The organism is Micromonospora sp. HM134, from assembly GCF_007833915.1.
Classification (GTDB): Bacteria; Actinomycetota; Actinomycetes; order Mycobacteriales; family Micromonosporaceae; genus Micromonospora; species Micromonospora wenchangensis.
This window is the reverse complement of record NZ_CP041061.1, coordinates 3,947,848-3,967,137: the sequence shown is the minus strand read 5'-3', so window position 1 is coordinate 3,967,137 and position 19,290 is coordinate 3,947,848. Positions and strand designations below refer to the sequence as shown.

The window sequence follows — 19,290 nt, the reverse complement described above, 5'->3', positions numbered from 1 at the left end:
GCCCCCATGGTCGGACCCGGGTATGACATTTATCGTCATGACGGTCCGGGTGGGGTGGACCAGGCGTCCACCCCACCCGGGTCGGTCAGCTCGCCTGCAACGTCACGTCGTCGATGACGAAGCTGGTCTGCAACGAGGCGTCCTCGGTGCCGGTGAACTTCAGGGTCACCGTCTGCCCGGCGTACGCGCCCACGTCGAACGAGCGCAGGGTGTAGCCGGTCGCCTTGTTGAGGTTCGAGTACGTCGCCAGCGTGGTGCTGCCGACCTGGACCACCAGCTTGTCGTACGCGACGGTGGTGGTCCGCTCGGTGGTGTCGATGTGCAGGTAGAAGGCGAGGGTGTAGGAGGAGCAGCCGGCCGGCACGGTCACCGACTGGGACAGCGTGTCGGTGCTGGTGCTGCCGTTGCCGTTGAGCCACGCCTTGTAGGAGCCGGTACGGGCCGGCTGGCTGGACGAGTTGGTGATGACGCCGGAGGTGGCCGTCCACGGGCTGGTGCCCGACTCGAATCCGCCGTTACCGACGACCTGCCCGCCGGTGCAGCTCCCGGTGCCGGTGACGGTGACGGTGTAGCTGGCCGTCCGGGTGGCCGAGCCGGTGCCGGTCACGGTCAGCGTGAAGGTGCCGAGGGTGGCGCTCGACGACGCGCTGACCGTCATGGTGGCCGAGCCGCCGGAGGTGACCGACGACGGGCTGAACGAGACGCTCACGCCGCTGGGCGCGCCGGAGGCCGACAGCGCGACGGTCTGGGCGCTGCCGCTGGTGGTGGCGGTGCTGACCGTGGCGGTGGTGGAGCTGCCCTGGGCGACGCCGCCGGCGGTGGGGCTGACCGCGACCGAGAAGTCGTTGGTCGGGGTGCCGCCGCCGACCGCGAGGTCCCAGATGGCGTACGCGACGCCGTCGGCACTGCGGTTGAGCCCGGTGGCGTTGATGTTGCTGGTGGTGTCGCAGGACGAGTGGTAGCACGGGTCGTACGCGGCGTTGGCGGTGCCGCCCCACTTGCTGGCCTGGGAGCTGGTCTTGCGGGCGCTGGCCCCCATCGCGTAGCCGGAGGTGGGGATGCCGGCCTGCTGGAACGAGTAGTCGTCGGAGCGGCCCTGGCCCTCGGTGTTCTCCTCCGGCGACAGCCCGAGGGAGTCCCAGTACGCCTTCAGCGGCGCGGCCGTGGTGGAGGTGACCCGGTTGATGAAGTAGCCGCCGTTGGTCGAGGCGACCATGTCGAAGTTGTAGTACCCCTTGATGTAGCCCTTCTGGGCGGTGGTCAGCGAGTTGACGTAGAACTTGGAGCCCTGCAGGCCCTGCTCCTCGCCGTTCCACCAGGCGAACCGGACCCGCTTGGTCATGGTCGGGTTCTGCTGGGCCAGCACCAGGGCGTTCTCCAGCAGCACCGACGAGCCGGAGCCGTTGTCGTTGATGCCCGGCCCGGCGGCGACCCCGTCGAGGTGTGCGCCGAACATGACGACGTCGGTGCTCGGGCCCTGCGGCCACTCGGCGATCACGTTGTTGCCCTGGTAGGTGCAGCTGGTGCAGGTCTGCTCGGTGACCGTGTAGCCGGCGGCCTGGAGCTTGGACTTCACGTAGGCGACCGAGGCGGTGTAGCCGGCCGAGCCGGCCCGCCGGTTGCCGCCGTTGCTGGTGGCGATGCTCTGGAACTGGGCCAGGTGCGCCTGGACGTTGCTGACCGATACGTCCGGGGCGGCGAGCGCGGCGACGGCCGGCGCGGCGGTGGCCGGCCGGGCGGTCGGGGTGGCCGAGGCCGGTGGCGCGGCCAGGGCGAGCGTCACCGCGGTGACGGCGGCGATCGCCAGGGTTCTGCGCTTCATGCGAGCTCCTCATGGGGGTCGGCGGGGCGTCCGCCCGGGCGTCACCGTTCCGTGTGCCGGGGTCGGCATGGGGGTGCACGGGAGCCCGCGACCCGGGGGTGGGGTCGCGGCGGAGACGCCGGGGAAGCAAACACTGACATGTATCAATCTGCGGGTCAATCCGTCGGACGGTGTCACATTCCCGGGCGACGCCGGGAGGGGGCCCGGGAGCCGGGCGCGACGACGTCGGCACCGGGTGTAGACAACGCGCGTATACGCGGTGTGTATAGTCGCCGGCATGTCCATCGGCCAGACCTTTCTCGGCCTGCTGGAGGCGACCCCCCGGCACGGCTACGACATCAAACGGCGCTACGACGAACACTTCGGCCACTCCCGCCCGGTCGCCTACGGCCAGGTCTACGCGACCCTGTCCCGGCTGCTGCGCGGCGGCCTGGTCGAGGTGGAGGCGGTCGAGCCCGGCGAGGGCCCCGACCGCAAGCGGTACGCCATCACCGAGGCGGGCGTCGCCGACGTGGCGCAGTGGCTGGCCCGCCCCGAGCAGCCCGAGCCCTACCTGCAGAGCGTCCTCTACACCAAGGTGGTGCTCGCCCTGCTCACCGGCCGGGCGGCGGCCGAGCTGCTCGACGTGCAGCGCGCCGAGCACCTGCGGCTGATGCGGGAGCTGACCCGGCGCAAGCGCGACGGTGACCTGGCCGAGCAGTTGATCTGCGACCACGCCCTGTTCCACCTGGAGGCCGACCTGCGCTGGCTCGAACTCACCACCGCCCGCCTCGACGAGCTGGCCGCGCAGGTGCGCCGATGAGCGGCCCGCTGCTGGTCGCCGAGGGCCTGCACCGCCGCTTCGGCGAGACGGTGGCGCTGGTCGACGCCGCGCTGCGCATCGACGAGGGCGAGGTGGTCGCGGTGCTCGGGTCGTCCGGCTCCGGCAAGTCCACCCTGCTGCACTGCCTCGCCGGGATCGTCCGCCCCGACCAGGGACGGGTCGTCTTCGACGGCCGGGACCTGGTGACGATGAGCGACGCCCGGCGCAGCGCCCTGCGCCGGGAGGCGTTCGGGTTCGTCTTCCAGTTCGGCCAGTTGGTGCCCGAGCTGACCTGCCTGGAGAACGTCGCCCTGCCGCTGCGGCTGGCCCGCGTCCCCCGCCGCGAGGCCGAACAGCGCGCCGGGCAGTGGCTGGAACGGCTGGAGGTGACCGAAGTGGCCGGCAAGCGCCCCGGCGAGGTCTCCGGCGGCCAGGGCCAGCGCGTCGCGGTGGCCCGCGCGCTGGTCACCCGCCCCCGGGTGATCTTCGCCGACGAACCGACGGGCGCGCTGGACTCGCTCAACGGCGAACGGGTGATGCGGCTGCTCACCGAGGCCGCCCGGGACAGCGGGGCGGCGGTGGTCCTGGTCACCCACGAGGCACGGGTGGCCGCGTACTCCGACCGGGAGGTCGTGGTGCGCGACGGGCGTACCCGGAACCTGGAGGTCGCGGCGTGACCGGCCGGGGCGCGCTCGCGGACCTGGCGATGGGCGCCCGGATGGCCGTCACGGGCGGCCGGGAGGGTTGGACCCGGGCGCTGCTCACCGCCGTCGGCGTCGGCATCGGGGTGGCCATGCTGCTGCTGGCCACCGCCGTGCCCGGGGCGCTCGACGCCCGGCAGGCGCGCGGCGACGCCCGCGACGACCTGCGGTTCGGCGAACAGGTCGCGGCCGGTCCCGGCACCCTGCTGGTCCACGCGCTGGACACCGACTTCCGGGGCCGGCCGGTGCGGGGCCGACTGCTGCGGCCGGAGGGACCGGCCGCCCCCGTCCCGCCGGGGCTGACCGCCCTGCCCGCCCCCGGCGAGGTGGTCGTCTCCCCCGCCCTGCGCCGGCTGCTCGACTCCTCCGACGGCCCGCTGTTCACCCCCCGGCTGGGCGGCGCGCGGGTCACCGGCACCATCGCCGACGAGGGCCTCGCCGGCCCCAACGAACTGGCCTACTACCAGGGCGACGACCGGCTGACCGACACGTCCGGGGCGACCCGGCTGGACAGGTTCGGCGGCGGGCTGCCCGGCGAGGGTCTCGGCCCGGTGCTGATGCTGCTGGTGGCGGTCATCTTCGTGGTGCTGCTGCTGCCCATCGCGGTGTTCCTCGGCTCCGCCGTGCGCTACGGCGGTGAGCGACGCGACCGGCGGCTCGCCGCGCTGCGCCTGGTCGGCGCGGACACCACCATGGTCCGGCGGATCGCCGCCGGGGAGGCCGCCGCCGGCGCCCTGCTCGGGGTCGCCGTCGGCATCGGGTTCCTGCTCGCCGGCCGCCAACTGGTCCCGCTGGTCACCCTCTACGACATCAGCGTGTACGCCTCCGACATCCGGCCGCCCACCACACTGCTGCTGGCCGTCGTGCTGGCCGTACCGGCGCTGGCCGTGCTGGTGGCGATGCTGGCGTTGCGCGCGGTCGTGGTCGAGCCGCTCGGAGTGGCCCGGCGTAGCACCCCGGTCCGCCGTCGGCTCTGGTGGCGGCTGCTGCTGCCCGCCGTCGGCCTGGCCATGCTCCTGCCCGTGGCCGGTCTGCGCGACTCCGACGGCGGGGTCACCCGCTGGCTGGTGCCGGCCGGGGCGGTGCTGCTGCTGATCGGCACGGTCACCCTGCTGCCGTGGCTGACCGACCTGCTGGTGCGGCGGCTGCGCGGCGGCCCGGTGCCCTGGCAGCTCGCGGTCCGCCGGGTGCAGCTGGACAGCGCCACCTCCGCCCGGCTGGTCAACGGCATCGCGGTCGCCGTCGCCGGCACCATCGGCCTGCAGATGCTCTTCGCCGGGATCGCCGGGGACTTCACCACCGCCAGCGGGCAGGACACCACCCGGGCGCAGGTGCAGGTGCAGTTCCGCGACCAGCCGGACCTGGCCGGGGTGCTGCGGCAGTTCGGCGCGGCCGAAGGGGTGACCGCCGTGACCGGCACCCTCAGCGCCGGGGCCAACGCCGGCTCGCCGGACGGCCCGCCGGTGGACGTCCGGGTCGGCGACTGCGCCGCGTTGGCCGAGTTCGCCCACCTCGACCGGTGCGTGGACGGGGACACGTTCCTGGTGTCCGATCCGCGTGACCCGGCGGTCGTCCCCGCCGGCACGGTGCTGACCGTCGAGGACGGGTCGCGGTGGCGGGTGCCGACGACGGCGCGGCCCGCGCAGGCCCGGCCCGACCCGGCCGGCTGGATGCAGAACGCGGTGCTGGTCACTCCCGGCGCGGTCGGCTCGCGGGTCCTCGGTCCGCTGCGCTCGACCGTCTACCTCCAGCTCGACCCGGCCGACCCCGACGCGGTCGAACACGTCCGCAACGCCGCCGCCGCGATCGACCTGACCACCCCCGTGTCCGTGCTCTCCTCGACCATCGAGTCGCCCCGGTTCGCCGACATCCGGCGCGGCCTGGCCATCGGCACGGTCGTCACCCTGGTGCTGATCGCCACCAGCATGCTGGTCGGCACGCTGGAGCAGTTGCGGGAGCGCCGCCGGCTGCTGGCCATGCTGGTGGCGGTGGGCACCCGACGCAGCACCCTCGGCTGGTCGGTGCTGTGGCAGACCGCCCTGCCGGTCGGGGTCGGGCTGGTGCTGGCCGTCGGCTTCGGGCTCGGCCTCGGCGCGGCCCTGTTGCGGATGGTGCAGGCCCCGATCACCGTCGCCTGGCCGGTGGTCGGCTTCTCGGTCGGACTCGGCGCGTTGACCGTCCTGGCGATCACCGGGCTGAGCCTGCCCCTGCTGTGGCGGCTCACCCGCGCCGACGGGCTGCGCACCGAGTGACCACCCGGTCCGGGGCCGGCGACGTCGCCGGCCCCGGACCGGCGCTTGGCGGTCAGCCGGCGTACGGGGCGGCGACGTCGAGAATCCAGGTGACGCCGAACCGGTCGGTCAGCATCCCGAAGCCCGGGGCCCACGGCGAGGGGCCGTACTTCTCGATCAGATCGGCACCGTCGGCGAGCCTGTTCCAGAGCGCGCCGACCTCCTCGGCGCTGTCACCACGGACGGAGACGAAGAACCGCTCGCCGGTCAGCGTCATCCCGTTCTCGCGGGTGGTGGCGGTCGGCGCGGCTGCGGCGGGGGCACCGCTGGGCACGTCGTAGGCCATGACGGCGAAGCCGTTGTCGGCCGTGACCTGGCCGAAGACGACCTTGTCGGCGTCCGGCAGTTCCCCCGGCATCCCGAGGTCGCCGTAGCTGACGACCGTGCTGCGGCCACCGAACACGGACCGGTAGAACTCCAACGCCGCGCGGGCGTCACCCCGGAAGTTGAGGTGCGTGGTGGCGGAGATGGCCATGATCGACTCCTTGCTGATGGGGCTTGGCACCCGGTGGGGCTGGTCGGGAGCAAGATTCGCAGCAGTAGGTGACAGGATGTGTCACCTACTGCGGGCAGAATCCAGTCATGCCGACCACGTCCGCGCGCCTGCTGGCCCTGCTGTCGCTGTTGCAGACCCGCCGGGACTGGTCCGGCACCACACTGGCCGCACGCCTGGGCATCAGCCTGCGGACCGTGCGCCGCGACATCGACCGGCTACGGGACCTCGGCTACCCCGTCGCCGCCGCCAAGGGCCCCGACGGCGGTTACCGGCTCGCCGCCGGCACCGAACTGCCCCCGCTGCTGTTCGACGACGACCAGGCCGTCGCCCTCACCGTCGCGCTCCAGGTCGCCGCGACCACCGGGGGCAGCGGACTCGCGGACGCCGCCGCACGGGCGCTGCACACCGTCCGACAGGTGCTGCCCGCCCGGCTCCGGCAGCGGGTCGGGACGCTCAGCGTGACCGCCGTCGCCCGGCCCACCACCGCAGCGCCCGAACCGGTCGACGGAGGGGTGCTGCTGGCGCTCAGTGCCGCCGTGCAGAACCACGAGATACTGCGCTTCGACTACGGGCAGGACAGCCCGGATGGGCCGGCCCGGCACGCCGAACCCCATCACGTCGTCACCTGGGACGGCCGGTGGTACGTCGTCGCCTGGGATCTCGACCGGGCCGACTGGCGGACCTTCCGCGCCGACCGGATCACCCTGCGCCCGCCCCACGGGCCCCGCTTCACCCCGAGGCCGCTGCCGGGCGGGGACGTCGCCACGTACGTCACCGGGGTCTTCCGGGGCTCGGGCGGCACCTCGACGGACTGGCCCTGCCGGGGCACGGTGATCCTCGACCTGCCGGCGGCGACCGTGGCCCGCTTCACCCGCGACGGCTTCGTCGAGGAGATCGACCCCGGTCGCTGCCGACTCACCCTCGGGTCCTGGTCCTGGGTGAGCCTCGCCGCCACCATCGCCCGGTACGACGCCGACATCACCGTCGTCGGCCCGGACGCGCTCACCGACGCCTTCGCCCTGCTGGCCCGCCGGTTCGCCCGCACCGTCGCCGGCCACCTCCCCACAGCGGCGCGACCGCTCGGCGACGACGCACGCCCGAAGGCACCCTGATCGTGCCGGTGGGCCCCGACGTCCCCGCTTCCCGGGCACCGCCTCCCGGCGGCGCACGGTCGGGCTGCCGGTTACCGGCGCAACTGGGCGACGGCGGTGGCGACTCCGATCACCGAATCCACCGGGATCGACGTGTCCTTCGACGCGCTCAGGAGCGCACCGGTCGCCACGACGGTGACCGTCCCCTCGGGGAAGAGAACCTGCACGGAGCCCGCATCTCCCAGCGTGTCCGCCTGCGCCTTCAGGAGGACACGGCCGCCGAGGGCAGCGGCGCGGGGGTCGTCGGTCGCACCCGGCACCGAGGCGAGGTCGTCCTTGCTCCAGGCGGTCCGGTCGAGGGTGATGCCGAGAGTCGCATAGTCCTCGATCTTCGTCGAAGCGGCACCGACGGCCGCATTCGTCCACACGCACGACGTGCTCGACGGGTCCTCCGCGGAATCGTCGGCAGAGAACGTGAAGGCTTTGGTGATGGGTGCTGCCAACGGTGCGATCTGCGCGCACCTGATGGTGGTGTCCGCGTTCTCCTCGGCGGGAGCCGCACTGGAGGCCGGCGCGGGGGAACCGCCGAACTCCCCGGTGGCCGCGTCGTCCGGGTCTCCGGAGCACCCGGCGAGTGACGCAAGTCCCACCGAGGCGAGCACGGCGACAACGGCGGTACGAGAACGGCGTGTGGCGGTCATGAGAATGACTCTACGGTTCGCGGGATCGCGACTTCCCGCAGGTCCGAGCCCCCATGGTGGACCTTTCGGATACGGTTTCGACCACCGGGCGTGCCACCCGGAATGTGGGTCGGTGAGCGGGAATCGCCACGGCGGGCGAGATCGGCACGGAACTCCGGTTCGCGCCAGTGCCTTCTGGCGGACGACAGTTAGAAATCAGCACGGATCTCGCCGAGCTTCTCGGGAGAAGGCGTCATCCCGCCTCGTCTCCTGGCATTGCTGAAACTGTTCGAATGGTGCCACCCCCGTGGCAACGGTCGGCTGCGGCCCGCCCCGCACTGGCGCTACCGGGCGAGCAGCGGGAGTGCGCCGAAGGTGTGGTCCCGCCACAGCCGCCGCGAGGTTTCCTCCGGATAGGCGACGACCACCGGCCGCTCGTCGAAGATGCGCGTGCGGCGCTCGGCGTCGTACGACGGCCACCCGGGGTCGCCGGTCGCGGCGAACGCCGTCCACGCCCCGCGTAACTGCCCGGACAGCTCCTGCGCCGTCGGAGGAGGCGGATCACCGATCAGCATGGCGGGCTGCCCGCTGGTCAGGTTGCCGAAGACCAGCGGCACGTCCAGGCCGTGACAGGCACCGAGGCCACCGCCCAGGCCCGACGCCGGCCAGGTCAGCTCGTAGAGGTGCACCCGGCCGCCACCGGCGAGTTGCGCCTCGGCCAGGTGCAGGCTCGGCATCCGGAACAGCCAGTCCGCGTTGACCAGTTCGTACAGCTGCTCGTCGGTCGCGTCCGGGAACGCCGCCCGGTACCGGTCGACGCCGTCCGGGCCCGGGGCCAGCATCCGCAGCGCGGTCCCGGTCTGTTCCGGCGTGACCTGGCCGAGCACCCCGTCGAGCAGGCTGAACAGCCGGTGCTCGTCCCGGGTGTGCCCGACGAGCAGGTCGACGTCCCGCGCGGCACCGTCGGCCAGCGCCCGCCACGGGGTCGCCGGCAGCACGTCACCGTCGACGACCGGCGCGAACGGGATCGGCCGGTGGGTGATCGACCCCCACCGCTCCCGCCACTGGAGAATCTTGGCCGAGATCGCCTCGCCCACCGCCGGCAGCTGGTCCGGAGCCACCGTCGACAGGTCGGCCAGGGTCGGTCGTACCCCCAGCTCGGCGGCGCAGGCGGCGGTGACGTCGGCGGCCAGCTCGGGCGAGAGGAACGTCCCCGGCACGCTCTGCGCGACCGCGCGCCGGAACAGCCCGGCGGCGCGCGGCATGGCCAGCAGGGCGGCGACCGAGCCGCCGCCGGCCGACTGCCCGAAGACCGTCACCCGGTCCGGGTCGCCACCGAAGGCGCGGATGTTGTCCCGCACCCAGCGCAGGGCCGCGACCTGGTCGAGCAGCCCCCGGTTGGCCGGGGCCCCGTCGACCTGCCCGAAACCCTCGAAGCCGAGGCGGTAGTTGAGCGTCACCACCACGGTTCCAGTGGCGGCGAGGTGCCCGCCGTCGTACTCCGGGAGGCCGGAACAGCCGACGAGGTAACCACCACCGGGAATCCACACCAGGACCGGCATCTTCGCCGCCGGGTCCGGGTCCGGCGTCCAGACGTTGAGCGTCAGCCAGTCGTCGCCGGTGCCCTGCGGGGACGTCCCGAACACGCCGGGCTGCGGGGGCGGCGGACCGAAGGCGAGCGCCGGACGTACGCCCGCCCAGCCGCGTACCGGCTGCGGCACGGCGAACCGGAGGGCTCCGACCGGCGGCTCGGCGTACGGGATGCCACGGAACACCGCCCGGCCCGCCTCCCGGCAGCCGCGCAGGACACCGGCCACGGTACGGACTTCCGGCCCGGACTCCGACGGCATGCTGGCCCCTCCCCCGCTCCCGGTCGGCCGCAGCATCGCAGCGCCCGCCAACCCCCGGCAAACCATTTAGGACCGGGGAATCGAAGCAACCGGTGGCGGCTATGCCGGTGGTGGAGGGGTGAGCCAGGCGAGGGGTTGTCCGGTGAGGGCGGCTTCGGCGAGGCGGTGGGCGCTGGCGGTCTTGAGGGCCGCGCGTGAGCTGTCGATCCAGCGTTGGACGTTGTCGATGCCCTGGTGGCGGTATTCGACTGCCTGAACGAGGCATTCCAGTTTGTCGGCGTCGCGGGCGACGATGGCCTCCGGTGTCTCGCCCGCTTCGTACTCGGCGACGGCGGCGTTGATGAGGTCGGCGACGGTTGGTGGGCAGGTGGCGACCTGGTCGGCGGTGACGGTGGTGTTGGGCGCGGCGGTGAGGTAGCGCTTCGCGATGTGCGGGATGTCGGTGATCCGGGTTTCCTGGGTGTCGTGCAGGACGCACAGCATCGACACCCGGGCCGGGTCGGCACCTTCCATGGCGGCGAGCATCATCCCGATCAGCGCGGTCCGGAACGAGTGGTCGGCGATAGATTCGGGGTCTTTGATGCCGGCGAACCACCAGCCGGTGCGGGCGGCGCGTTTGAGTACGCCGGCCTCGAAGATGAAGCGCATGGCTCCGGCGGCGTCGTGGTCGTCGTTCATCTGCCCGTCCCTGTGCCGGTGACTCCGTCTACTCGCAGGCTGTAGACGATAGAGGTTGTTCTTCGGCTGATTGCGGGGCTTCTCTCGATCGATCCAGATCATTCGTTCGGGACGTGACCCGCAGAGGTCGATCTGTAGGGTCAGCGCCTACGTTCTGGCCAAGTGGCCCATGCAGCAGCGGCGGCGCAAAGCATGAGGCAGACGAATAGACAACTCAACGCACCACAGAGCACCATGGCCCCAGCCCCGATGCCTTCCATGGGCGTCAGCGTAGGCGCTCAGCCAGCCGTACTCCCAGCGTGCCCGGTGCAGCGATCAACACCGATCAGGTTTGGTGCGCTCGACGGAACGAACAGCCCTCAACGGAACACCCGGACAATTGCAGGTGAGGGGCGCTCGGCGCGCGATGTGTCGGGGTACCGTCTGACGAGATGGCAGCCGGTTGCTGCTGCCTGGGCCTCGTGATCTTGGAGTGGCGCTATGGCCTCGTCCGTCGATCCGCGATTCGGCGCAGCTCTGCGTGAGTTTCGGCAGCGGCGAGGTTTGTCGCTTCGTCTCCTGGGACAGCTTGCTCATCGGAGCAAGAGTCATCTGCACGAGTTGGAGGCGGGGCTCAAGGCTCCGACGGCCGACACGGCGCGTCACCTGGACCGGGTCCTCGAAGCGGGGGGCGTGCTTGCTCGGTTGGCGGATGCGCCAGTCGACCATGCGGCCGAGGCCGGTGAGCTGCGGGCGAGAGTTGCCGCCAGCGATGTCAGCGGGGACATGCTCGATCGGATCGAGCAGGGCGTTGACAATCTGGCCAGTTCCTATCCGACGATGGCCCCGGCGGATCTCTTGCCATTGGTGCGGCGGCATCTTGCCTACGTGGGACGGCTGCTGGATGGACGGGTGACGCTTGCGCAGCAGCGGCGGTTGTTGGTGGCCGGTGGCTGGCTGGCGGTGCTGCGGGCGACGGTTCACATCGACCTGCGGCAGCGGACCGCTGCGGTCGCTCATCTGCGAGCTGCTCGTGATCTTGCCGAACATGCCGAGCATGGCGAGATCCAGGCGTGGTGTCTCGAAACCCGGGCCTGGGACGTGTTGACCCAAGGTGACTACCGAGCGGCACTCGATCTTTCCCGTCAAGCGCAGCGGGTCGCTCCGAAGGGGAGTTCTGCCCGCATTCAGGCGACTGCTCAGGAGGCTCGTGCGTGGGCGAGGATCGGAGACGTCGGCGCGACTCGGCAGGCGTTGGACCGGGTGGAGCGGCTGACAGCGAATCTGCCCGTTCCTGAGCGGGCCGAGCACCACTATCGCTACGACCCCGCCAAGGCCGCTGCCTATGCAGCCACGACTCTGGCATGGGCGGGTGATCCCGGCGCCGAGCAGGTGGCGCGGGCGGTGCTGGCCGAGCTGGACCCGTACGGCGACGGGGGAGCACGGCCCCGCCGGTCCGCGTCGGCCCGTCTCGACCTCGGTCTCGCCCTGGTCGCCGCCGGCCAGCCGGACGAGGCGGTCGCCGTGGGGGCACAGGCAGTGACGTCCGGCCGGGTGATGCCGTCGAACTGGTGGCGGGCTGCGGAGTTGCTGGCGAAGGTGGAGCAGTCGGGGGCACCAGAGGCGGCGACACTGCGTGACGCATGCATGGAGTACGCACCCGGGCGGTAGCCACCAGCGGACAGCACACTCGGTTAGCGGACGCTCACCTTCTGGATCGGCGGCGAGCCGGGCGTAACGCTGAACCTCACTGAAGCCGGGCGCGGGACGAGGCACATCAGCAGGTGCCCTCCGCGTCCTGACGACGGAGGGTCGGCCACATGACGGTGAGTATCGGACTTTTACGGCGGGTCATCGGCCGACACTTCCCGTCGTCGCCGTCGGCCGTCTCCGGCGTCGTCGGGGAACGCCTCCAGGCATGGGAGCGGGAGGCCGCTCGACGGCGGTTGTCGGGCCTGGCGCGAGACGTACCGCAGCACCCGACCTCGGGCGGGAGTGCCTTGTCGTCGAAGCGGCGCGTGTCGTATGACGAGTATCTGTCGGCCACCGCTCTGACCCTCGCGCGCCGGCACCGGCCGATGTGGTGCTGGCGACGATGGCGGCGCATCTGCCGGTGTGGAGCCGACCTGCGCTGCCATGCCCGGCACCGGCTTCCGATCCCGCGCGGCCACTGGCCCGGGGACGGTGAGCGGTGACCAGCGGTGCGGAGCAGAGGGTCCTCGCGGTTCACCTTCGCGGGCTCGACGGCTTATGTGCGGGTGACGGACGTGATGGGCGCGGCTATCCCCGTACCCGTGCTGGCAGGTGGAGTGGCCGACCAGCCGGCAGGCCCGCGCGAACGGATGGCCGAGCGGGGCGGCATCAAGAGGCGACGAGGAGAGCTGCGGCCCGTTGGTCGAGTTGCTTCGCGAATGCAGGCAGGCGTGGGCCGAAGCTGCTGAGCCGGGTACGAATGTTCTTCACGGCCACAGTTGCCCGGCCGGACCGGACACCGGCCATCAAGTCCAGGGCGCTGTTCCAGCTCTCGGTCGCCTCGCGCAGTCGACCGCGTACACATTGGATGTCGGCGAGGTTGGCCAACGTCAGGGTGTGGATCCGCCGGTACGCCTCGGTGTCGCGGGTGGCGACCGAGCGACGCAGCTCGGTTTCCGCCGCCGGAAGGTCGCCCAGGTCGCGAAGGGCCTGGCCAGCCTGACTCGCCAGCGAGGTGGCGGTGAAACCGCTGGTCTGGATCCAGGTCGGCTCGTCGTCCGGGGACGCCTTCGCGAGGTGGGCCTCAGCCGCCCTGAGCGCCGCCGACGTCTTGGCCCGGTCGCCCGTTGCGGCATGCCCCCGGGCGGTGAGGACGGTGAAGAGAGCGGTCGCCGCCGGGGTCGCCCTTCCCCTCGACCAGGCGAGGGCCGAATTGGCGAGTTCCAACGCCTCCACACCATGCCCCAGGTCGACAGCCTGATGCGCCATCGCCCGAAGCGTGAAACCGGCCAACGCCCGATCGTCCGCCTCGTTGGCCAACCGGAGCGACTGAAGGTAATACCGCTGGGCCACCCCGTGCAGGGACGAGTCATACGCCTTCCAGCCCGCGAGATAAGTCAACTCGGCGGCGGCACTGAACATGGCCCGACGATCGTGGTCGGACGTGAAGGTGCCCTGGAGGTAGCCGGCCACGTCGGAGGTGAGGTACTGGACCACGGCGAGCCGCGCATGCCCGCCACCGAACCGCTCGTCGGCCCTGCTGAACACCGCGAGCATGTCACGCACGGCGTCGATCTCGCGGCGACCCACCGCCGCGCCCCCGCCCTGCGCCCGCCGACCCCGGTCCGCGATGTCCTCCCAGGAGTCCAGCGGAACGGCAAGCGCAGCCAGTGAGTACAGGGCGGTGAATCCGAACGCCCGTCGTTCCACGTCGGCTCTCCCGAGCGTCAGGAGATCAGTGGCCGGGTCGTGCTTCCACCAATCCAGGCCGGTCAGATCAGGGTCCAGGCTATCGCCGACGACAAGTCCGAGATCGGCCGGACCGACAATCCGGCCCAACCGACGGGAGAGGGCTTCGGCCAGATAGCGGGAGGTCGTCTCGGTGGGCTTCACTCCGGCGATCCAGTGCCCCACATGGGAACGGTCACAGGACGGGAGCGCGCCCCCGTTCTCAAGCGCGACGGCACGTACCGCTGCGGCACAGGCACCGTACGACCACTGGCACTCTCGAACGAGGGCCAGCAGTTTTTCGTTGCGTCGCCGTACTGCCATCGGTGGCCTTCCCCGTTGCGGCTGCGTTCCACGCGTTCAACACCAACGATGCCCGGTACGACTTCCGAGCACCTCAGCATGTCCGTTTACTGCGAGTAGACCCTATGGGACAGCGAGTGACCGACGCAATGGTCACCCTGCCTCCCGACAGGCGCGGCAGAAAGCGAGAGCGCAGATGATTTCCCAAGTCCTGTCGGTCCTGTTCGGGGGGTTGGTGCCGGGCTTCCTGCTCGGGCTGCTCGCGTTCCGGGTCAAGTCCCGGTGGTGTCCCCGCTGCGGCGGGTCCACCCACACCACGCCGGTGCCGGGGCACGACAGGTGACCGGCCCCGGCCGGCAGCGCACCGGCACCGAGCCGGCGATCGGCCGGCGGATGGCCGAGCTACGGGCGCGCCGGGGCATGAGCCAACAGGTCTTCGCCGACCGGATCGGCAAGTCGAAGAGCTGGGTCGACAAGGTCGAGCGGGGGGTGCGTACCCTCGACCGGCTCTCCGTCATCGACACCGTGGCCGGCGCACTCGGCGTCGCACCGCAACTCCTGCTCGGCGGCCGTACGCCGGCACCGGACACCGACGTCGGTGCCGCCGTGGAACGGGTTCGGGCCGCGCTGGCCCGCCACGACACCCCGGCGTCCGCCCCGGCCGGACCCTTGCTGCGACAGCTCGACGACCAGGCCGGATACGCCTGGGCGGCGTACCGAAACGGGCAGCACCCCCAGGTGTTGCGGATGCTGCCCGGCCTGCTCGCCGACAGCCGCCACGCCGGCCACACCGGCCCTGTGGACCCGCCCGTGCTCGACCTGCTGGTGCGGGTCCACCGGCTCACCGCCCAGACGCTGGTCAAGCTCGGCGACGCACACCTGGCCTGGCTGGCCGCCGACCGGGCCATGATGACCGCCACCCGTGGTGACCCGGTGCGGATCGGCCGCGCGGCGGTGACCCTCGCGCAGGTGCTCCGTGCGCTGCGGCGGGGCCGGCTGGCCAGGACCGCCGCCCTCACCGCCGTACGCCAACTCGATCCGGCGGCGGCGCAGGGCGACCCGCCGGCGCTGGCCCTGACCGGGGCGCTGCTGATCGAGGCCGCCCTCGCCGCCGCCAGCTACGGCGACGCCGCCACCGCCCACGACCTGACCGAACGCGCCGCCCCACTCGCCACCGCCCACGAGCGGCACGACCCGGACGGCATCACGTTCGGCCCCGCCAGCGTCGACCTCGCCCGCGCCCTGACCGCCACCCACCTCGGCGACCACCACAGGGCCGTCGTCCTGCACCGTCGGGCCACCGGGCATGACGGCTGGCGACGGCTCCCCGCCGAGCACCGCGCCGCCCACCTCATCGACATCACCCGCAGCCACCTCGACCTCGGCGACCCCGACGCCGCCGGGCGGGCCCTGCTCACCGCCGACCGCACCGCCCCCGGCGAGACCCGCGCCCGCCCCGCCGCCCGCGCCGCCCTGACCGCAGTGCTCCGCGCGGGCCGCACCCCGGCCGACGTCGCCCGCCTCGCCGCCACCATCGGACTGACCCGCCCTGACCGGGGTGCCGCGCCGGAGCCGGCCCCACCCCGGGTGGGTGTGCCGGGCCGCGACCGGCCGAGGTCGCGACCCTAGGTGGTCCGAGAAGCAGCGTGGTCACCGTTGTTGCCCGGCTGTTACGTGCCGGTGGGGCCGCTGTGGCCCGCCCGGTGGACCGTCGACCCGACCGGCCACCCGCGCCGGAGACGTCGAACGGGAGGACACCATGCGTTCCACCAGGACCCTGATGGCGGTCACGGCCGTACTGGCCGTGCTGCTCACCACCGTCGGTACGGCGACCGCCGCCGGCCGGCTCCGCACCGCCGCCGCGCCCTACTGCGGAATCACCTGGGGCAGCGCCGGGAAGACCGGGGGTGCCCTGAACCCGGCCCCGCTGCTGACCACCCGCACCGGGCAGCAGGACTGCTACGACCGGCTGGTCTTCGAGTTCGACGGGTCCGCCGACGGTTACTCGGTCGGCTACGGCGAGGCGTTCACCGAGGGGCAGGGGTTGGCGATGTCGCCGTACACGGCAGGCGGGGCGGTGCTGCGGGTGCAGTTGCGGGAGCCCGCCGTCGGCTACCCGTACCGGGCCGGCGACCACGTGGCGACCGTGCTCGGCTACCGCACCCTGCGCGACGTCGTCTACGGGGGCACCTTCGAGGGCTACAGCACCTTCGCGGTGGGCGTCCGGGCCTCGTTGCCGTTCCGGGTGCTGCTGCTCGCCGGCCCCGGAACGCACAGCCGGATCGTGCTCGACGTGGCACACCAGTGGCAGGAGTGACGGCGGCGGTGACCGCCCGGCGGGCCGGGGGCCGACGTCGATCGGCTCCCGGCACCGGCCGTTGCGCCGGGTCGGGGCCGGCCGCCCCGGGGCTACCCTGGGAACACCATGGACGGCCGGGTGCTGCTGGTCGAGGACGATGCCTCCATCAGGGAGGCCACCGCCCTCGGTCTGCGCCGGGCCGGATTCCGGGTCAGCACCGCCGCCGACGGCCGGGCCGCGCTGGCCGCCTGGCGGGCCGGGCCGGTCGACCTGATCATCCTGGACGCGCTGCTGCCCGGCCTGGACGGGCTGGAGGTCTGCCGGGAGATCCGGCGTAGCAGCCAGGTGCCGATCCTGATGTTGACCGCCAGCACCGACACCATCGACGTGGTGGTCGGCCTGGAGTGCGGCGCGGACGACTGCCTGCGCAAACCGTTCGACCTGTCGGAACTGGTGGCCCGGGTCCGGGCGGTGCTGCGCCGGGGCCACGCCGTGCCCACCGAGCCCGTGCTGACGGTCGGGCCGCTGGAGGTCGACCCGGCCCGCTTCGTGGCCCGCCGTGACGGACGGGAGCTGACCCTCACCGCCACCGAGTTCCGGCTGTTGACGGAGCTGGCCCGCCGGCCCGGCCAGGTGTTCACCCGGGAGTTGCTGCTGGACCGGGTCTGGCGGCACTCCCACCTCGGCGACTCCCGCCTGGTCGACGTGGCGGTGCAGCGGTTACGGGCCAAGGTCGACCACGACCCGGCCGCGTCCCGGCTGCTGCGCACCGTACGCGGGGTCGGCTACAAACTCGACGCGGCATGACGTGCCCACCCGAGCCCCGACGGTCGCGGTTACCGGCCCCCCTGACCCGGTGGACCTCCTTGGGGACAACACAATGACGGCATGAATCTTGCCGCGGTCCGTGCGGATGTCGCCGTGATCGACGATCTGTTGCGGGAGATCGCCAAGCGCCCGGTCGACCTCAACGATCCGAACTGGATGGCCGAGATCCGGCAAGCGCAGCCGCCGGTGGAGGAAGCCGGGGTGGCGGCCGAGGCGTCCGCCGCGCTCGATGCGCTGTTGGACGCGTACGAGACCGGCGGTGCGCCGGCCCGTGCGGAGGTCCGAGACATCTTCCGGGCTTACCCGTCCTTCCGTTGGGCCGCCCACCTACCGGTGGCGTGGGATTCGGTCGGAGAGTTCCGCCGACGACTCGTCCATGTCTCCGCGATGGATCAGGGGGCCGATCCGCGCGACGAGCTGATGACGATCTGGTGGCTGTGCAACCGGGCCCGCGAGTGCGGCATCGACGTCGAACCGGTGCTCCGCGAGGTGGCGAACCTGTCATCCGACGCGGATCTCCACGGGTTCGGCTCGATGCGGATGCTGATCATGCGAGGGCTGGAGGTGCACGACCTCGGCTAGAACCTGAACTTCCGCAAGGTGCCCCGACCAGGATTCGAACCTGGGCTCTCCGGTTTCGTAGACCGGCGCGCTGTCCGCTGCGCCACCGGGGCTCACGGCCGACGCCCTGAGGGCGTCGGCCGGTCTAACCCTTCACACACACCACCTGCTTGAGGTGGGCCACCACCTCGACCAGGTCGTCCTGCCGGGCCATCACCTCGGTGATGTCCTTGTACGCGCCGGGGATCTCGTCGACCACCCCGGCGTCCTTGCGGCACTCCACCCCGGCGGTCTGCCGGGCCAGGTCGGCGGTGTCGAACGTGCGCTTCGCCTGCGCCCGGGACATCCGCCGGCCGGCCCCGTGCGACGCCGAGCAGTACGCGTCGGGGTTCCCCCGCCCCCGCACGATGTACGACCCGGTGCCCATCGACCCCGGGATGATGCCCAGGTCCCCCCGGCCGGCCCGGATCGCCCCCTTGCGGGTCACCAGCACGTCCACCCCGTCGTAGTGCTCCTCCGCCACGTAGTTGTGGTGGCAGGAGATCGGCTCACCGTAGCTGACCTGCGGGAAGGCGTCCCGGACCACGCCGCAGAGCAGGGCCAGCATGACCGCCCGGTTGCGCCGCGCGTACTCCTGCGCCCACCACAGGTCCCGCCGGTAGGCGTCCATCTCCGGGGTGCCGGCGAGGAACACCGCCAGGTCCCGGTCGGGCAGGTCGGCGTTGTGCGGCAGGGCACGGGCCACCCCGATGTGCCGCTCGGCCAACTCCTTGCCGATGTTGCGGGAACCGGAGTGCAGCATCAGCCAGACCTGCCCGGCGTCCGGGCCGTCCTGCTCGACGCAGACCTCGATGAAGTGGTTGCCGCCACCGAGGGTGCCCAACTGGTGCCGGGCCCGGCTCTCCAGCTGCGCCACCTTCCGGTCAAGGGTGGCGAACCGGGCCCAGAAGTCGTCCCAGCCGCGCTGCTCCAGGCCCCGGACCCGACGCGGGTCGACCGGGTCGTCCCGCTTGGCGAAGCCGACCGGGACGGCCGCCTCGATCGCCGACCGCAGCGGCGCGAGGTCGTCGGGCAGGTCGGCGGCGGTGAGCGAGGTGCGTACCGCGCTCATCCCGCAGCCGATGTCCACCCCGACGGCGGCCGGCGAGACGGCCTGCCGCATCGCGATCACCGAGCCGACGGTGGCGCCCTTGCCGTAGTGCACGTCCGGCATCACCGCGACGCCCTGCACCCAGGGCAGCGCGCCGATGTTGCGCAACTGCTGCGCGGCCTGCGGCTCGATGCCGTACGGGTCGGTCCAGACCCGTACCGGGGCCTTGGTGCCCGGCAGCGGGGTGAATGCCATGATCGTTCTCCTCGTTCGTGGGAGCAGGGGTGACAGGATTCGAACCTGCGACCGTCGGGTTTGGAATCCGGTGCTCTGCCAGTTGAGCTACACCCCTCGGCGGGTGTGGGGGTCGAAAAAGCCGCCCGGTCCCCTGGTGGGGTG

At 72.3% G+C, this 19,290-nt stretch carries 17 protein-coding genes and 2 tRNA genes; 10 read left to right on the top strand and 9 right to left on the bottom strand.

What is annotated here, in order from left to right; all coding sequences use genetic code 11:
- Positions 1-85: 85 nt before the first annotated feature.
- Entirely contained in the window at positions 86-1,822 is a 1,737-nt protein-coding gene (locus FJK98_RS16960; RefSeq protein WP_145919885.1) for a M28 family peptidase, read from the bottom strand.
- 277 nt (positions 1,823-2,099) lie between these two features.
- Here FJK98_RS16960 and FJK98_RS16955 point away from each other — a divergent pair, with 277 nt between their 5' ends.
- Genes FJK98_RS16955 through FJK98_RS16945 form a run of 3 tightly spaced genes read left to right on the top strand, consistent with a single transcriptional unit; the run spans position 2,100 to position 5,577 of the window.
- Positions 2,100-2,624, top strand: a complete 525-nt coding sequence (locus FJK98_RS16955; RefSeq protein WP_145919884.1) for a PadR family transcriptional regulator — start codon at positions 2,100-2,102, stop codon at positions 2,622-2,624.
- Positions 2,621-3,301 (top strand): ABC transporter ATP-binding protein, encoded by a 681-nt coding sequence (locus tag FJK98_RS16950; RefSeq protein WP_145919883.1) that lies wholly within the window; start codon positions 2,621-2,623, stop codon positions 3,299-3,301. The genes FJK98_RS16955 and FJK98_RS16950 overlap by 4 nt, the downstream gene beginning before the upstream one ends.
- The gene (locus tag FJK98_RS16945; RefSeq protein ID WP_168222493.1) at positions 3,298-5,577 is read left to right on the top strand and encodes an ABC transporter permease; all 2,280 of its coding nucleotides are present in this window, start codon (positions 3,298-3,300) and stop codon (positions 5,575-5,577) included. Before FJK98_RS16950 ends, FJK98_RS16945 begins: the two co-directional genes overlap by 4 nt.
- Before the next feature lie 52 nt (positions 5,578-5,629).
- Here FJK98_RS16945 and FJK98_RS16940 read toward each other — a convergent pair whose 3' ends face one another.
- Positions 5,630-6,091 (bottom strand): VOC family protein, encoded by a 462-nt coding sequence (locus tag FJK98_RS16940; protein WP_145919882.1) that lies wholly within the window; start codon positions 6,089-6,091, stop codon positions 5,630-5,632.
- A 107-nt stretch (positions 6,092-6,198) separates the two neighbouring features.
- Between FJK98_RS16940 and FJK98_RS16935 the strand changes: the two genes are divergently transcribed.
- Positions 6,199-7,224, top strand: coding sequence for a YafY family protein (locus tag FJK98_RS16935; protein WP_145919881.1), 1,026 nt, complete (start codon positions 6,199-6,201; stop codon positions 7,222-7,224).
- Positions 7,225-7,295: 71 nt separating this feature from the next.
- On the opposite strand, the gene FJK98_RS16930 is transcribed toward FJK98_RS16935, so the two are convergent.
- The 3 genes from FJK98_RS16930 to FJK98_RS16920 all read right to left on the bottom strand — a co-directional run bounded on the left by FJK98_RS16930 (position 7,296) and on the right by FJK98_RS16920 (position 10,411).
- Positions 7,296-7,904, bottom strand: a complete 609-nt coding sequence (locus FJK98_RS16930) for a hypothetical protein (protein ID WP_145919880.1) — start codon at positions 7,902-7,904, stop codon at positions 7,296-7,298.
- A 323-nt stretch (positions 7,905-8,227) separates the two neighbouring features.
- Positions 8,228-9,733, bottom strand: coding sequence for a carboxylesterase/lipase family protein (locus FJK98_RS16925; protein ID WP_145919879.1), 1,506 nt, complete (start codon positions 9,731-9,733; stop codon positions 8,228-8,230).
- A gap of 99 nt (positions 9,734-9,832) precedes the next feature.
- Entirely contained in the window at positions 9,833-10,411 is a 579-nt protein-coding gene (locus FJK98_RS16920; RefSeq protein WP_145919878.1) for an HD family hydrolase, read from the bottom strand.
- A gap of 480 nt (positions 10,412-10,891) precedes the next feature.
- Here FJK98_RS16920 and FJK98_RS16915 point away from each other — a divergent pair, with 480 nt between their 5' ends.
- Positions 10,892-12,061, top strand: coding sequence for a helix-turn-helix transcriptional regulator (locus FJK98_RS16915; RefSeq protein WP_145919877.1), 1,170 nt, complete (start codon positions 10,892-10,894; stop codon positions 12,059-12,061).
- Between the two features lie 690 nt (positions 12,062-12,751).
- Here the strand turns inward: FJK98_RS16915 and FJK98_RS33245 are convergent.
- Positions 12,752-13,996 (bottom strand): Tat pathway signal protein, encoded by a 1,245-nt coding sequence (locus FJK98_RS33245; protein WP_168222492.1) that lies wholly within the window; start codon positions 13,994-13,996, stop codon positions 12,752-12,754.
- Between the two features lie 313 nt (positions 13,997-14,309).
- Between FJK98_RS33245 and FJK98_RS33240 the strand changes: the two genes are divergently transcribed.
- The 5 genes from FJK98_RS33240 to FJK98_RS16890 all read left to right on the top strand — a co-directional run bounded on the left by FJK98_RS33240 (position 14,310) and on the right by FJK98_RS16890 (position 17,822).
- The gene (locus FJK98_RS33240; protein ID WP_168222491.1) at positions 14,310-14,456 is read left to right on the top strand and encodes a hypothetical protein; all 147 of its coding nucleotides are present in this window, start codon (positions 14,310-14,312) and stop codon (positions 14,454-14,456) included.
- Entirely contained in the window at positions 14,453-15,742 is a 1,290-nt protein-coding gene (locus FJK98_RS16905; RefSeq protein ID WP_240762098.1) for a helix-turn-helix domain-containing protein, read from the top strand. The genes FJK98_RS33240 and FJK98_RS16905 overlap by 4 nt, the downstream gene beginning before the upstream one ends.
- Before the next feature lie 130 nt (positions 15,743-15,872).
- On the top strand, positions 15,873-16,430 hold the full coding sequence (locus FJK98_RS16900) for a hypothetical protein (RefSeq protein WP_145919876.1): 558 nt from the start codon (positions 15,873-15,875) through the stop codon (positions 16,428-16,430).
- A gap of 108 nt (positions 16,431-16,538) precedes the next feature.
- The gene (locus tag FJK98_RS16895) at positions 16,539-17,219 is read left to right on the top strand and encodes a response regulator transcription factor (protein WP_145919875.1); all 681 of its coding nucleotides are present in this window, start codon (positions 16,539-16,541) and stop codon (positions 17,217-17,219) included.
- A gap of 81 nt (positions 17,220-17,300) precedes the next feature.
- The gene (locus FJK98_RS16890) at positions 17,301-17,822 is read left to right on the top strand and encodes a hypothetical protein (RefSeq protein WP_145919874.1); all 522 of its coding nucleotides are present in this window, start codon (positions 17,301-17,303) and stop codon (positions 17,820-17,822) included.
- A gap of 19 nt (positions 17,823-17,841) precedes the next feature.
- On the opposite strand, the gene FJK98_RS16885 is transcribed toward FJK98_RS16890, so the two are convergent.
- From FJK98_RS16885 to FJK98_RS16875, 3 genes are all read right to left on the bottom strand, one after another.
- Positions 17,842-17,914 (bottom strand) — tRNA-Arg (locus FJK98_RS16885).
- Between the two features lie 32 nt (positions 17,915-17,946).
- Positions 17,947-19,146, bottom strand: coding sequence for an RtcB family protein (locus FJK98_RS16880; RefSeq protein ID WP_145919873.1), 1,200 nt, complete (start codon positions 19,144-19,146; stop codon positions 17,947-17,949).
- A 24-nt stretch (positions 19,147-19,170) separates the two neighbouring features.
- Positions 19,171-19,243, bottom strand: a tRNA-Trp gene (locus FJK98_RS16875).
- Positions 19,244-19,290 lie beyond the last annotated feature (47 nt).